Genomic DNA, 14,872 nt, shown 5'->3' on the forward strand with positions numbered 1-14,872 from the left:
ATCTCTCCTATTTATTACTTGATATAGTCATTTAATTCAATAATTAAATAGCTATATCAAATAACAATTCATTGGAATCGTTTGCAACTGTAATTATAACATTTTTGAGTTTCTTTGGAAACGCTCGCATTTTATATACATAAATCAGAGTTCATTTTATTTTCCAATTTCATATATATCATAATTACCTAATTTAGGTGTTTTTATAGATAATTAAAGATTATTATGATGATAATAGATATATTAATACTCAAAAACAAAAAATATAACATAATCTATAATTAGATTGTTACAATAAATAGCGATAGAAAAAATTGATTATATTAAATATAATTAGATTATTATTTGTATTTTAACTACTTTTTAAAATACATTATATTATCAAAAAGATTACTAATTAAAGGAGTATAAAAATGAAGGTTATAAAGAATAAAGAAATCAACTATAGGCCTAAAGTAAGTGTATTAATTAGTACGTATAATAAAGAAAAGTTTATTAATAAAACATTAGATAGTATCTTAAAACAATCGATGGATGTGAAAGAATTTGAATTAATCGTGGTAGATGACTGTTCTACTGACCAAACCGTTGATATTGTTTCTAAAAAAATAGACAGTTTTTCTAATTACAAATTTATTCAATTAAATCAAAATTCGGGTACACCTGCGAAACCACGAAATTTATCTATTGATTTAAGTAAAGGAAAATACATCATGTTTATAGATGGCGATGATTGGTTACCTGAAGATGCCCTAGAAAAGTTATATACACTTTTAAAAACAAACAAGACAGACTATGCTACTGGCTTAACAAAATACGTGTATAGTGATCGCATAGCTAGAAGTGGCGTTGCTTTATCTAAAATTGCATATAATAAAGCAGATTTAAAAAACTTTAGAAAATCATTTTATCATTTAGCACCTGCTGGTCGTATGATTAAAGCTAGCGTCATTAAAAAGAATCATATTCAATTTCCAGAAATGATTTTTGGAGAAGATTTACAATTTTTTGCAGAAGTCTTTTTCAATACTAAACGTATTAGTACAACACAAGATGTGGTTTATTGTGCTAACCGTTACGATGATAATATTTCTTTAGTAAAATCTGAAAAATCAACACATATTAATCGCATGAAATGGCAAGGTGAAGCCTATCGTCACTTAATGAGTAAGTATAAAAATAATAAATTAATGCCTAATTTACTATATCGTATTATTAATAAAGATGTTTTAGAAGCTAAATTCTATAAAAAAGGCTTTATTAAAAACATAAATGAGTTACTTCCTATTTTTCAAAATATCATTCATATGGTAGATGAACATTTCGATGCTTTAGACTATGCAGATGATGATTTAAACCGACAAGCCATCAAACTAATACGTGAGAGGAATAAAGAAGACATTATCAGTTTTGTTAAATTCTATCTTAAAAAAGATGATAAGCCGCTTCATGAGAAAAACGATATATATTACTATTCGTTTAAAGGAACACATTACAAAAAAAGAATGCATCCTACATTACTAAACATCTCTCAAGAAAATGATAAGGTTTTCTTAAAAATACTTTCTAAAAACTCTGAGTTAAAGTATCTAGAAATAAAGCATCGAAAAGATCCAACTCAATTCATCGTATTAGATATTAAGAAACATCGTTTTAAATCTGGAGAATATACTGTTCAATTTACAACAAAGAATTTACCTGATGGAAAATTAGCCCTTACAGTTTTAGATAAAGATTTAAATGGCTCAGTTATCAAATCAGGCATGCGTTTTGATTTTTATGAAACTGTTGGTGGCAATTTAGGATATATTAAAAAGTAATTAAAAGCTTAGATGTTTTACCACCGCATCATTTATTGTATATTTATTCAATATATGTAAAATAACAATATTAATAAATTATAAATCTTAGTCTGATTATCTATGTATTTTTATAATTACAAAATAAATTATGCTAAATTTCAAAATAATACTGTACTTATTCATTCAAAACGTGTATAGTTGGTTTCACGTAATAAAAGCTCGTATTTTGGATTGTAGTATATTTTTATGGAATATTCTCTTTTAATTTATGAATTTGTTACAAATATGATGTGCAAAAGCACTTGGAGGTATTCTATATGAATAACGGTACAGTTAAATGGTTTAACGCAGAAAAAGGTTTTGGATTTATCGAAAGAGAAGACGGCGACGATGTATTTGTTCACTTTTCAGGTATCGCTACTGATGGATATAAAACTTTAGAAGAAGGTCAAAAAGTAGAGTTTGACATCACTGAAGGTCAACGTGGCGAACAAGCAACAAATGTTGTCCCTGTTTAAAAATAAATTTTTAGCACAAGCATGTATGTATACTTGCTTGTGCTTTTTATATATTTTTTTTATAAAAGAATAATACATAAGTTCATTTAATACTGTCACTTAATATATCCCTACTATAGAGTCTATTGTTGTGCATATCATTCATTTTTAATCTCTAGTATAACCTGGTTTATCTTTATTTAAGATTACATTACCTCCGTTTAAATAACTTGCGTAACTTAACCAAATGACATAAGGTAACATCAATAAACCAGCATACTTATTAGATGCATAAAAACGATGTGCAGTAATATTTCCAGCTGCAAGTAATACGTAACTTTCAATTAAAGAAGTCTTTCTCAGTTTTAAATTGAAATAAAGTATTGTCCACGCATAATTCAATCCTAATTGTGTATAATGAGCACGTGTTATGGACTGTTTCTGTCTTTTATGAGCTGCATGCGCATATGATAATTGATAAGCTACTCCCATTGATGTATAAAGTAATGACCATACAATTAGAAATACTTTAGCTGGAGGTGAAAAAGGTGGTTTTTCATATTGTTTATAATCATTTTGAGCTTTAGCCGTTAATCTCCCAATAATCATTCCACCTACTAAAGGTAATACAATTCTTGTGGCTTTTTTAATATGTTATCAGTCGATGACTGAGTTGAAAATACGCTTATGCTAAGCTTTTTTCAATAATACAGCTTCGATACTTGTCTAGTCTTAATTCTCTTTACCTCCATTCGTGCTGTACAGTAAATAAAACTAGCACTTCTAATCATAGTGTTTGTGAGTAATTTTTAACGGGTAAATTTTTAGTACTACACTTTTTAAATATAGGAGGAAACTTAAATGAATAATAAAACAGTTTACGATGTAATTGATATAGGTGTAAATCATTTACTATCTGTTTATGATAATTGGAACGTTGAACACGTATTAGATAAAGAAAATGATGTTTTTCCAAATACGTTACATTGGCAATTCGGACATGTTTTAACGATTTTCGATTCTGCTTTATCAATAGGTGGTCAAAATGCCGTAGACGTCGCTAAATATATTAAACTATTTGGTTACGGATCTAGCCCTGCTAACTGGGAAGGACAAGATGTTCCAGCAATCGAAACGATTAAAGAAAACTTAAAAACACTTCCTGAACGTGCGCGTAAACTAACGGATGAACAATTGTCACAAGAACTTAAACAACCTATTGCTGGTTGTCAAACACTCAATGAATTATTAGTACTAAATGCCTTCCATGTTCCATTACATGCCGGCAAGATTGAAGAAATGACTCGTGTGCTTAAACACGACGAATAATTTAAAATTCATTATTTATAGTTTATGAGAATATATTTGCGTATTATGATTGCGAATAGTATGTTGTGAAAAATTAAAACTGTTTGTTTTCATTATCATATTTACTACGATGAATATGATTGGCTTAAAACGATATCTAAAAGTCTAATATAACTTTCGTGCTAATTATAATCCTGATACTAACGTACTTAAATGAAACTAAGTATCAGGATTTATTTTTATTACATTTATATTCTTCTCTCAATAAACTATACACGTAACGATTCAAAATTTTTCTTATCAATATTAATTCAATAAAACATACATGTTTACTTGATGCATATTTGTATTCCAAAATAAATGAATCCTAAGTAAAAAGAGTTTAAAAAATTGTTTGTGTGAAAATAAATATTATATAAAGGAAATAAGGAGGGTTAAGTATGGCTAATAAAATTGCAATTGCTGGTGCGGGTGCAATGGGAAGTCGTATTGGTACTTACCTAAAACAAAGTGGACAAGATGTTACATTAATAGATTACTGGAAAGATCATGTTCATCAAATAAATGAAAAAGGGATAGAAGTTCAAACTGAACATAATACTTATACTGTTGAAATGCATGCAACATTCCCTGAAGAGGTCAATCAAACCTATGATATTATTGTACTTTTAACAAAATCAATGCAATCTGAACAAATGATGCAAACTTTAAAAAATCAAGGAGCCATTAGCGAGGATACTGCCATCTTATGTATGATGAATGGTTTAGGCCATGATGAACGTCTATCACAATTCGTTCCAAAATCACAAATTTTCTTAGCTGTAACAATGTGGACAGCTGGATTACGCGGTCCAGGTCAATTGCTATTAGAAGGTGAAGGTTCAATTGACTTTCAACGTGTTGATGGTAAAAAAGACCAACGTACTCAAGAAATTGCAGATATCTTAAATCAAGCCCATTTAAATGCCACTATCAGTAATGATGTATTTAAAGCGATATGGTCTAAAGCCACGCTTAACAGTGTTTTAAACCCACTATGTACGATATTAGATAAAACAATCGGTGAATTGGGCGCTTATGATCATTCTAGAGCAATGATACACCCAATCATTAAAGAAATTGTCGACGTAGCACATGCTAAAAATGTAGACATTCATATTAACGACTTAATCTCGAAAATTGAAGCAGCTTATCCTGATCATGCGCAAGGTTTACACTATCCTTCAATGCATCAAGATTATAATCATGGTCGTTTAACTGAAATAGATTACTTAAATGGTCAAATTGTGGAATATGGTAAATCATTAGGTATCGCAACTCCTAATAATGAACTGATTACTCATATCATTCATCAATTAGAAATGAAATTAAATATAAATGAATATTAAATAAACAATATCATTTTCCTTAACTGAAACGAAAGAACGACAAATTCCATACTATTACATTGGAATTTGTCGTTCATTTATTAGAAGCATATATTTTACAGACTTCTCAATTAATTGTTACAACAATTATTATTATCCTGCTGTTCTTTTTCATTCTTCTCTGTTTTTTCTTCAATTTCTACAGAACAACATGATTGATCCTGAGGTTTTAATTTTTTTAATACGTCTTTGACTCCCATTATCTCACCTCCTTTAAATAACGATGTTCACCATCAAACCTGTAGAAATAGCTACAACTAAAATGGCGATAACGAATGAGATTACAAATTTTTTCTTGAATAGTTTCGATAATAATACAACTTCTGGAATACTTGCACCAGCACCACCAATGATCAAAGCAACAACTGTCCCAAGCGACATTCCTTTTGAAGCTAATGCTTCAGCTATAGGTAACATTGTTTCAGGTCTAATATACATAGGAATACCGATAATAGAAGCAATAAATACGGATATAATGCCACCTCCACTCGCATATTTAGTAATAAATGTTTCGGGTACAAAACCATATATAAAAGCACCAATAAATACACCGATAAATAAGTAAAGAATCATTGGATATAAGAATGCCCAAGCATCATTTAATGCTTGTTTAAAACGAGATTCATTTTTATTAGCGAAAAACCCATCGCCTTTAACATTTACACCTTTATAACTTTTAGATAAATTCATTTTTGAAAATACTAGACCCGTTAAGACACTAAAGATTGCTAGTAAAATAAAATAAACAACAGCAACTTTCCAACCTAATAAGGCCCATAGCATAAACACTATTAATGGATTCATTAATGGTGAAGATATTAAGAAACTCATTGCTGGACCAAAAGGTACTTTAGAATTTAATAGACCTGCAAGTATTGGAATAGTTGAACAAGAACAAAAGGGTGTCATAGCACCAAACACCATCCCCAATATATAACTAATTGCTTGATTAGGCTTGCTCAAAAGTCTTTTGATTTTTTCTTCCGAAACTACTTGTTGAATTAAACTTACAATAAAGCTCACGATGATGAATAATATTAATAATTCAAAAAACAACATCACAAATGTTTTTATAAATTCCATAATTGAATCTAACATGAGTATAATGCCTCCAAATTTAATTAATCAATATTTCTTGATGTATTAATCAAAAAAATTGATTAATACTACATTAAAAAAGATACTTAAAGTATCTTACAACAAGTATCTTCATTTAAAACAACCTGTATTTGCTGCTCATTAATTTTATAATAATTCCATGTGCCATGCTTTTCAGCAATAAGAACATTTGCATCTACTAATTTTTTTAAATGATAAGAAAGTTTAGATTGTTTTATATCTAATAACTCTTCTAAATCACATACACATAATGATTTATTGAAGCTTTGGCTAATTTGATTTAGTATTTTTAATCTGATTTTATCGGCAAGTGCATTAAACATATTTTCATAAAAGTCAAATTGTTGATCTTCACTCATATCAGTCTTTGCTTTAATAACTTCCATAAAAGACCATCCTTTTTATAATATTTCATTGAGTTTATATTATCTTTATTTCAATTCTTGAATTGCTTGTTTATAGTTATTTTTTGTTGATTCGCCATACTGATTAATGTTCTCTTTAAAGAACTCCTTTTCCATATATATTGTAGCTTCTTTTAAATTGATTTCTCTTGATAGCATAACAAGATTTAAATAACTTACAAAGTAACCAACAGTTAAAGTACTTGCATGGTTTACTCGCAATCAAGCATGCCTCCTTATTGTCAGCGTAGTTTTATATCATTTGATATATCAATTTTTTTTGATATATTAAATATAAATCAATATATATATTATCGCAAGAAAAAAACTATGATTTTACATAAACTTAGGTATTTCTCACAGAAACATTAAAATAATTTTTTTATAAATTGTATTATTAAGAATTAAATTTAGTAAAGTTTTTAAAACTCAAACAATAACATAGACATCCATCTATATAGATGTTAATCTATAATCGCAAATTAATTAATGAGGTGAGTATAATGTTAAATATTGAAATATACGAAGAAGCTATGTGCTGTTCTACTGGAGTATGTGGTCCAGAACCGGATGAAACACTAATAAAAGCGAACCAAATCAATGAATATTTAAAGCAAAATCAAATAGAAGTTCAACGTTATAATATGAATAATAATCCGAATGAATTCATTAAAAATCAAGAAGTTATTCGTTTAATTCAAGAAAAAGGTGATGAAGTTTTACCAATCACTTTTATAGAAGGCGGTATAGCTAAAACGGGTGCTTATATTACCCAAGAAGAAGCCGATGAAATCATTACAGTTAATCAAATGAGAAATGGAGGATGCTGTGGTGGAGATGGATGCTGTTAAATACTTAAATAAATTGAATTTAGATAACATTGAGTTAACAAAATATTTGTTTTTTACTGGTAAAGGCGGCGTAGGAAAAACGACGATATCAAGTTTTATTGCTTTAAACTTAGCAGAGAATGGAAAGAAAGTAGCTTTAGTAAGTACTGATCCAGCTAGTAATTTACAAGATGTATTTCAAATGGAATTATCTAATAAATTAACTAAATATCAACCTATACCTAATCTCTCTATAGCCAATTTTGACCCGATTGCTGCTGCAGACGATTATAAAGCACAATCTATAGAACCTTATGAGGGTATTCTACCAGAAGATGTGCTTTCTGAGATGAAAGAACAGTTAAGTGGTTCGTGTACAGTTGAAGTAGCAGCATTTAATGAATTTACAAATTTTTTATCTGATAAAACTTTAGAACAAGAATTTGATTTCATTATATTTGATACAGCTCCAACAGGTCACACCTTGAGAATGCTTGAATTACCTTCTGCATGGACAGATTATTTAAATACAACGAGTAATGACGCTTCTTGCTTAGGTCAATTATCAGGTTTAAATGAAAATAGAGTTAAATATAATTCAGCACTTGAAAAACTACGTAACCAAGATGATACGACCATGATGTTAGTTGCGAGACCTACTCACTCTTCTATATATGAAATTCAAAGAGCGCAACAAGAATTACAACAACTGTCAATTTCTAAATTCAAAGTAATCATTAACAACTATATAGAAGAAAGTCACGGTTTAATTTCGAGTCAGATGAAATCAGAACAAGATAAAAACATTAATTATTTTACTGAATGGTTAAATAACAATCATGCTTATTACGTTCCATATAAAAAGCAGAAAGAAGAAGGTATAGAAAGTTTAACTAATCTATTAAATGATGATAACTTAATTGAAAATGATGACTTTATTGTTGAAGATCATCCGCAATTCAATAAATTAATCGATGAAATTGAAAATAGTAAAGTTCAATATTTATTTACAATGGGAAAAGGTGGCGTTGGTAAAACGACAGTAGCAACGCAATTAGCTACAACGTTATCTAATAAAGGATATCGTGTTCTTTTAGCAACTACTGACCCTACTAAAGAAATTAATGTTGAAACTACAAGTAATTTAAATACTGCTTATATTGATGAAGAACAAGCATTAGAAAAGTATAAAAAAGAAGTACTAGCCACAGTGAATGATGATACACCACAAGACGATATCGATTATATTATGGAAGATTTAAAATCACCTTGTACAGAAGAAATAGCATTTTTCAAAGCCTTTAGTGACATTATGGAGAATCAAGACGACATGGATTACGTCATTGTAGATACAGCTCCTACAGGCCATACCTTGCTGTTACTTGATTCTAGTGAAAATCATCATAGAGAATTAAAGAAAAAATCAACTCAAACTACCAGTAATGTTGAAACATTATTACCCAAAATTCAAAATAAAAATTTAACACAGATGATAATCGTAACACTAGCAGAAAAAACACCTTATTTAGAATCTAAACGTTTAGTAGAAGATTTAAATAGAGCTAATATAGGCCATAATTGGTGGGTTGTTAATCAATCGTTAGTTACGCTAAATCAACGTGATGACCTTTTTAGTAACAAAAAAGAAGATGAATCATTTTGGATAAACAAGATTAAAAATGAAAGTTTTGATAATTACTTTGTCATACCTTATCGAATATCAGAATATTAATGTTATTGATTATAATGAGACCTAGAGTCTACTTTAAACCAGTTAATAATTTAGGAGTTAAGCAAGTATATAATTTATCAAATGACAATAAAAATTATCAACGTTATAAAAGGTTCCTAGTAGAAAGGAAGAAGAAAAATTGAATTATAAAGAAATTTCACAATACTTAAAAGTGATGACTGATAGTAGTCGTCTTGAAATATTAGATTTGTTATCTTGTGGTGAATTATGCGCTTGTGATTTATTAGAGCATTTTTCTTTTTCTCAACCCACATTAAGTCATCATATGAAAGTATTAAAAGACAATAATTTAATTACATCTAGAAAGGATGGTAATAAAAATTTATACAAATTGAATCATGACGTATTGGATAACGTTACATCACGACTCACTCTATTGAGTTCCTGTACTGTCCCATGTATATGTGAAACAGTAGAGAAAGGTGAGTGTTAACAATGACGATATTAGCAATCACTATTTTTATATTAACGTTAATTTTTATCATATGGCAACCTAAGGGGTTAGATATTGGTATTACAGCATTGATTGGTGCTATCATCGTCATTATTACAGGCGTTGTTAGTCTCTCGGATGTTATTGAAGTTACAGGGATTGTTTGGAATGCGACGTTAACCTTTGTCGCTGTTATACTCATTTCATTAATTTTAGATGAAATTGGATTTTTCGAATGGGCGGCTATACATATGGTCAGAGCTTCAAATGGTCATGGGTTTAAGATGTTTGTCTACATTATGTTGTTAGGCGCTATTGTAGCAGCTTTCTTTGCAAATGATGGAGCTGCATTAATTCTCACTCCAATCGTGCTAGCTATGGTAAGAAATCTTGGGTTTAATCAAAAAGTCATTTTTCCTTTTATCATTGCAAGTGGATTCATTGCAGATACTACATCTCTTCCACTAATTGTAAGTAATTTGGTTAATATCGTTTCTGCTGACTACTTCCATATTGGATTTATTGAATATGTAAGTCGCATGATGATTCCCAATCTATTCTCTTTACTTGCAAGTATTATTGTATTATGGCTATATTTCAGAAAAGTTATTCCTAACCATTTTGAAATTAAAAACCTTAAAACACCTGATCAAGCCATTAAAGATCCAAAATTATTCAAGTTTTCATGGATTGTTTTATCAATCTTACTCATTGGTTATATAGTTAGTGAATTTATTCAAATTCCAGTATCGATCATTGCTTGTTCAATTGCGTTTATATTTACTGTATTGGCCTATCAATCAAGCGTTGTAAACACGAAACAAGTGATCAAAGGTGCACCTTGGAATATTGTGCTCTTTTCTATAGGAATGTATTTAGTTGTATTTGGTCTGAAAAACGTGGGTATTACTGCATTATTAGCTAATATTCTATCAAGCATATCAAACTATGGGTTGTTTAGTAGTGTGATAGGTATGGGCTTCATATCCGCATTCCTTTCAGCCATTATGAATAATATGCCTACCGTATTAATTGATGCCATTGCTATTGGACAATCTGCAACTACCGGTTTAATTAAAGAAGGCATGATTTATGCCAATATCATCGGCGCAGATTTAGGACCTAAAATCACACCTATCGGCTCCTTAGCAACACTACTATGGTTGCACGTTTTAACACAAAAAGGAGTAAAAATTTCATGGGGCACATATTTTAAAACGGGTATTGTTATTACGATTCCTGTTCTGTTTATCACATTAGTTGGTTTATACGTTACACTTATTATATTTTAAAAAAGAGGTGTCAATGATGACAAAGAAAATAATTTATTTTATATGTACAGGTAATTCATGCCGTAGCCAAATGGCTGAAGGCTGGGGGAAGAACATCTTAGGTGATGAATGGCAAGTATATTCTGGCGGTATTGAGGCACACGGTGTCAATCCAAAGGCAATCGAAGCGATGAAAGAAGTTGGAATTGATATCTCAAACCATACTTCTAATTTAATTGACAACACTATACTAAACCAATCCGATTTAGTAGTAACTCTATGTAGTGATGCTGATCAAAACTGTCCTGTATTGCCGCCTAATGTAAAGAAAGAACATTGGGGATTTGATGATCCTGCTGGCAAACCTTGGTCAGAATTCCAACGTGTTAGAGATGAAATCAAAGCAGCCATTGACTCATTTAAGGCTAGATAAATTTTAAGCGTCTCAATATCATTGAGACGCTTTTTTAATATGCCATTTTAGACTATTACAGAGTTTTAAAATGATGAACACACTTTAACTTTACTAAAATTCCCTTCGATTAAGAACGTTGAACCACTCAATGTGAGTTATTGTAATACACTATTTTTAATTTTCACTTTCTCACCGGTTTTAATTTCATCGTATTGCTTTTTCGGGACAACAACTAAACGTTTGCCTTTATTAGTTTGAACGGTAATAGTATATAATTTCTCATGCGCTTTCATTTGTTGTTTCAACATGTTTTTTTGGTATTCAACATGATTGGTTTTATTTTTATACATACCGGATGTAATAAAATAAAAATATAGCCAATTATTATAATATGAAGTGGCCATAAATTGTGACGTATATGAGGCTCCTGGTCTATATCGATGTCTTGTAGACACCATTGATCGTGCTTGTTGAGACTGAAGTTTACCAGTGTCTTGTTTGAATTTTGATGCCTTGTTATTATATGTCATACTATTTGTTCGACTAGCTTGTTGCGCTGCACGCTGACTTGATTGTTTTGCAACTCGTGAAGCATTCATCGTACTTGAACGACTCATTGATGAACTTGAAGACGTTGAACTTCTAACCGCAGAAGATGACGAACTACTACTCGAACTTGAGCTACTAGTGCTTGAGGTTACCGCTTCTAAATTTGTAGACAATATACAAAGCGAGGTCACATTAAAGATTATCATTATACTTATCATTTTTAATACTTTATGCTTCACCAACTCACCTCTTACTCTTTAGACACTTCATCTTTAGCAGTAACTTGTCCTTCAATATCGTCATCGCCATAAATCATATATGGTGGACGATAGACATGAATCTTTTTGCCATCTTTAATGATATAAGGCTTTTTATTTCCATCATTTAAAATATGTTCATAAACGTGTTCTAAATCCGTCTTTTGTAAATGTGATTTACCATTTTTATCTTTATATTTTATTTCCACATTGGGTGTATCTTCTGAACCATTATTTAGCACTTCATAATACTCATATGTATATTTCTCTGACTTTTGACTATCTTTAGAAGGCTCTTTCTGTTCTCCCGATGTTCCACAAGCTGCTAAGATAAAAGACAAACTCAATAGACTAGCTAATACTATTATCTTTTTCATAAACACTCTCCTCTACTCATTTGCATTGTAACATTCTTAGTCCTTTCCTTTCCAAGTGAGTGATATATAACTTATTTTATCTTTAAAACTTTTATATACATTTTAATATATTAATTGTAAGTTATTTCATTTTAAACTATTTTTGTTAAACTATATTTAAAATCATCGATCACTTTTACTTATAAGTTTAGAGTTTCAATACAAAATATGATGAGTAAGGAGAGATAGTTATGTCAATATGGTTTGTTTTATTACCTTCACTATCTTTTTTAGCCGTTATGATAATAGGGTATATTTGTACTAAAATCTTTATTCGCTAACATACTGGTCAACTTATACTATAGCGATACTTCATTTATTGTGTTTGCTTATTGATCATGCATTGTAAGTAAATGGCTATTAATATTTCTTTCTCTACTCTAGTACTGTGAATGTGTATAGTGTGTTTTTCGCCTCGTTTTTTAGTTCGTTTACTTTTTGAAATATCTAAAAAACTACGCTTTGCGGTTAATAATACGTCATTCTCAAATGTAATTTTAGTTTCATTACTAAAAAACGGATTGTTTACATCAAACACTTCAGATTTGTAATTAACCGTATAAGGAAGTTGTTGCTTTCCTCCACTTTTGAAGAACTGTTTCATCTCAAGTGTACCTACTTCTTCACCATTCAAATACATCGTATATTGATGTTTATTCGCTAACACACGTTTACGAATTATTTTTACATTGTTCTCACTAGAAGTCATATATAGACTATATTTTGTTTGAACACCAAAGAGACTCAATAATTTATGAAATATATTAACAAAGACGGGTTTATACGTTATTGTTTCGTTACCATATATCACATTGTTTTGATTCTCAATGATATATAAAGGCATTTGTACAAAGAATTCTCCCGCTTTAAAATCTTTATTATTGAGACTTTTATTAATGGGTGGATGCTTTTTTTGTAAATGTTTTCTAAAAAGCAAAACGCCTACTATAATTATAGTAACTATTCCCCAAACTAACCATGTGCTCCAAAGTGGAACCTTGAACAATGATGTTTTTCCCACAAGTACTAAAAACGTGTTTATTAAGTTGAATATGAGAAGCACTATCCATATGAGTGCTTCACGAAACATCGTCATTACCCATTTCTCCTTTATTTAATAAGTAAGTTTATAATATATCATGCAATCTATTTTTTATTGCTTTTACGAGGTACTTTTGCGTATCAGTTAATGAGGTGGTTTTTTATACTTATATGAATTTTAATGGTTCTCATACTTTTTTATATGAACTTATTGTATCACTAACTAATCATCTTATTGAAAGACAGAAACGTAATTATTAGTTATTGCGGAATCTGGAATGTAAGGTTTCTGAATACGTGCAAAAAACAAATTCTATTGAGTTGTATAAAATTTATCTCTACCTGTTAATTATATTTTTGGTTAGATTATTTATTTTTCATGTGTTCTTCTTTCACTCTCACAAATATCACGTCATGACCTGTTTTTAGAATAACTATTTCTATCATTTTTACCAATTTCAATATATTTTTCTAAATCTGTAAAATTCATATTTCTATTTCTTGAATCCAATGTTCACTTAAAAATAAAGTTTAAAACTTGTTCTAAAAATTCCGTTCTAGACAATTTCTATGTATGTTTTGAATAATAGTCGAAGTCTGAAGAAAAACAATTGAGCATTACATCAACCTTAAAGTCAAGACTTTCAATATTCTTTTTTTAAATTGCAATTTAATCAAATCAGCTAGTGAATGATAAAATGAAATATGGATTAAGGATCTAGCAGGGTGTGATGACTTTTCAATAAACGATAGAATTGTAAAGTTTGTCTCTTTTAAATTCAAAAAATAGCTTAAAATTCCAAAAACACGTTGATAAGGAGAATTATTTTTTATGTTTTTCTAAATACGTATCAATTTCTTGAAACATAGTTTCAACCTGTTTGTCCATAACTGATTCGCATAGACGTGCCTTGCTCTCAAAATGTCGATATAATGTCCCCACACCTACACCACCATGTTTAGCAATATCTAACATCTTCATTTCTGTAATATCTATATTGCTATGTGATAACTCAATTGTTGATGACATAATTATATCTTTATTTCGTCTTGCATCACTTCTAATTTTTTTTGGTCCCCGTGTCAAACTTAATATCCCTTTCCTTATTTAATGTTTTATTTCCAACGGTACTTAACAATGATTTACAGGCAATTATTAACCAATATCTATCAAAATGAAAACTATATTCTAATAAAACTAGAGCATTCTTCACTTTTACGGTGAGGGATGCTTTATTGTTTATTTTTTTATTGTTATTATTGATGCATTTATTCTTAATACAAACAAATGTGAGAATTTTATAAGTTTCATAGTAAGAGTAATAAATCAAGAATAACAAGAAAATGAGA

18 protein-coding genes are annotated in these 14,872 nt (G+C 29.6%); 9 read left to right on the forward strand and 9 right to left on the reverse strand.

Annotation, left to right across the window (positions count from 1 at the left end; translation table 11 throughout):
* Window positions 1–413 precede the first annotated feature (413 nt).
* Window positions 414–1,820 carry a glycosyltransferase family 2 protein gene (locus HMPREF3046_RS10620; protein ID WP_070719420.1) on the forward strand — a complete coding sequence of 469 codons (1,407 nt, stop codon included), beginning with the start codon at window positions 414–416 and terminating at the stop codon, window positions 1,818–1,820.
* Between the two features lie 299 nt (window positions 1,821–2,119).
* Window positions 2,120–2,320: a cold-shock protein gene (locus tag HMPREF3046_RS10625; protein ID WP_017174716.1), complete on the forward strand. Its 201-nt coding sequence runs from the start codon at window positions 2,120–2,122 to the stop codon at window positions 2,318–2,320.
* Window positions 2,321–2,467: 147 nt separating this feature from the next.
* Here the strand turns inward: HMPREF3046_RS10625 and HMPREF3046_RS10630 are convergent, their stop codons facing one another.
* Window positions 2,468–2,950 (reverse strand): TspO/MBR family protein, encoded by a 483-nt coding sequence (locus tag HMPREF3046_RS10630; protein WP_256278236.1) that lies wholly within the window; start codon window positions 2,948–2,950, stop codon window positions 2,468–2,470.
* A 210-nt stretch (window positions 2,951–3,160) separates the two neighbouring features.
* Here HMPREF3046_RS10630 and HMPREF3046_RS10635 point away from each other — a divergent pair, with 210 nt between their 5' ends.
* The gene (locus tag HMPREF3046_RS10635) at window positions 3,161–3,628 is read left to right on the forward strand and encodes a bacillithiol transferase BstA (RefSeq protein ID WP_070719423.1); all 468 of its coding nucleotides are present in this window, start codon (window positions 3,161–3,163) and stop codon (window positions 3,626–3,628) included.
* A gap of 419 nt (window positions 3,629–4,047) precedes the next feature.
* Window positions 4,048–4,995 carry a ketopantoate reductase family protein gene (locus HMPREF3046_RS10640; RefSeq protein ID WP_070719425.1) on the forward strand — a complete coding sequence of 316 codons (948 nt, stop codon included), beginning with the start codon at window positions 4,048–4,050 and terminating at the stop codon, window positions 4,993–4,995.
* A gap of 110 nt (window positions 4,996–5,105) precedes the next feature.
* Here HMPREF3046_RS10640 and HMPREF3046_RS11590 read toward each other — a convergent pair whose 3' ends face one another.
* From HMPREF3046_RS11590 to HMPREF3046_RS10655, 4 genes are all read right to left on the reverse strand, one after another.
* Complete coding sequence (locus tag HMPREF3046_RS11590; RefSeq protein ID WP_141755543.1) at window positions 5,106–5,234, reverse strand: hypothetical protein; 129 nt, start codon at window positions 5,232–5,234, stop codon at window positions 5,106–5,108.
* A gap of 13 nt (window positions 5,235–5,247) precedes the next feature.
* A complete protein-coding gene (locus tag HMPREF3046_RS10645; RefSeq protein WP_070719427.1) occupies window positions 5,248–6,132 on the reverse strand; it encodes a permease in 885 nt (294 codons plus the stop codon).
* An 86-nt stretch (window positions 6,133–6,218) separates the two neighbouring features.
* On the reverse strand, window positions 6,219–6,539 hold the full coding sequence (locus tag HMPREF3046_RS10650; RefSeq protein ID WP_002449352.1) for an ArsR/SmtB family transcription factor: 321 nt from the start codon (window positions 6,537–6,539) through the stop codon (window positions 6,219–6,221).
* A 45-nt stretch (window positions 6,540–6,584) separates the two neighbouring features.
* Entirely contained in the window at window positions 6,585–6,779 is a 195-nt protein-coding gene (locus HMPREF3046_RS10655) for a hypothetical protein (RefSeq protein ID WP_070719429.1), read from the reverse strand.
* A gap of 281 nt (window positions 6,780–7,060) precedes the next feature.
* On the opposite strand from HMPREF3046_RS10655, the gene arsD reads away from it, so the two are divergent.
* From arsD to arsC, 5 genes are all read left to right on the forward strand, one after another.
* On the forward strand, window positions 7,061–7,408 hold the full coding sequence (arsD, locus tag HMPREF3046_RS10660; RefSeq protein WP_002449502.1) for an arsenite efflux transporter metallochaperone ArsD: 348 nt from the start codon (window positions 7,061–7,063) through the stop codon (window positions 7,406–7,408).
* Window positions 7,395–9,119: an arsenical pump-driving ATPase gene (gene arsA / locus HMPREF3046_RS10665; protein WP_176746086.1), complete on the forward strand. Its 1,725-nt coding sequence runs from the start codon at window positions 7,395–7,397 to the stop codon at window positions 9,117–9,119. The genes arsD and arsA overlap by 14 nt, the downstream gene beginning before the upstream one ends.
* Before the next feature lie 139 nt (window positions 9,120–9,258).
* Entirely contained in the window at window positions 9,259–9,573 is a 315-nt protein-coding gene (locus HMPREF3046_RS10670; RefSeq protein WP_070719433.1) for an ArsR/SmtB family transcription factor, read from the forward strand.
* Between the two features lie 2 nt (window positions 9,574–9,575).
* Complete coding sequence (arsB, locus tag HMPREF3046_RS10675) at window positions 9,576–10,865, forward strand: arsenite efflux transporter membrane subunit ArsB (protein WP_070719435.1); 1,290 nt, start codon at window positions 9,576–9,578, stop codon at window positions 10,863–10,865.
* Between the two features lie 16 nt (window positions 10,866–10,881).
* Window positions 10,882–11,277, forward strand: coding sequence for an arsenate reductase (thioredoxin) (gene arsC, locus HMPREF3046_RS10680; protein WP_070719436.1), 396 nt, complete (start codon window positions 10,882–10,884; stop codon window positions 11,275–11,277).
* Between the two features lie 137 nt (window positions 11,278–11,414).
* Here arsC and HMPREF3046_RS10685 read toward each other — a convergent pair whose 3' ends face one another.
* The 4 genes from HMPREF3046_RS10685 to HMPREF3046_RS11595 all read right to left on the reverse strand — a co-directional run bounded on the left by HMPREF3046_RS10685 (window position 11,415) and on the right by HMPREF3046_RS11595 (window position 14,609).
* Window positions 11,415–12,047: a hypothetical protein gene (locus HMPREF3046_RS10685; RefSeq protein ID WP_070719438.1), complete on the reverse strand. Its 633-nt coding sequence runs from the start codon at window positions 12,045–12,047 to the stop codon at window positions 11,415–11,417.
* A gap of 11 nt (window positions 12,048–12,058) precedes the next feature.
* Window positions 12,059–12,442 carry a YgdI/YgdR family lipoprotein gene (locus HMPREF3046_RS10690; RefSeq protein WP_070719440.1) on the reverse strand — a complete coding sequence of 128 codons (384 nt, stop codon included), beginning with the start codon at window positions 12,440–12,442 and terminating at the stop codon, window positions 12,059–12,061.
* Between the two features lie 355 nt (window positions 12,443–12,797).
* Entirely contained in the window at window positions 12,798–13,577 is a 780-nt protein-coding gene (locus HMPREF3046_RS10695) for a hypothetical protein (RefSeq protein WP_070719441.1), read from the reverse strand.
* Between the two features lie 768 nt (window positions 13,578–14,345).
* A complete protein-coding gene (locus HMPREF3046_RS11595; RefSeq protein WP_256278234.1) occupies window positions 14,346–14,609 on the reverse strand; it encodes a TetR/AcrR family transcriptional regulator in 264 nt (87 codons plus the stop codon).
* Window positions 14,610–14,872: the final 263 nt, after the last annotated feature.

Origin of the sequence: Staphylococcus sp. HMSC070D05 (assembly GCF_001815595.1) — a bacterium.
GTDB lineage: Bacteria > Bacillota > Bacilli > Staphylococcales > Staphylococcaceae > Staphylococcus > Staphylococcus hominis.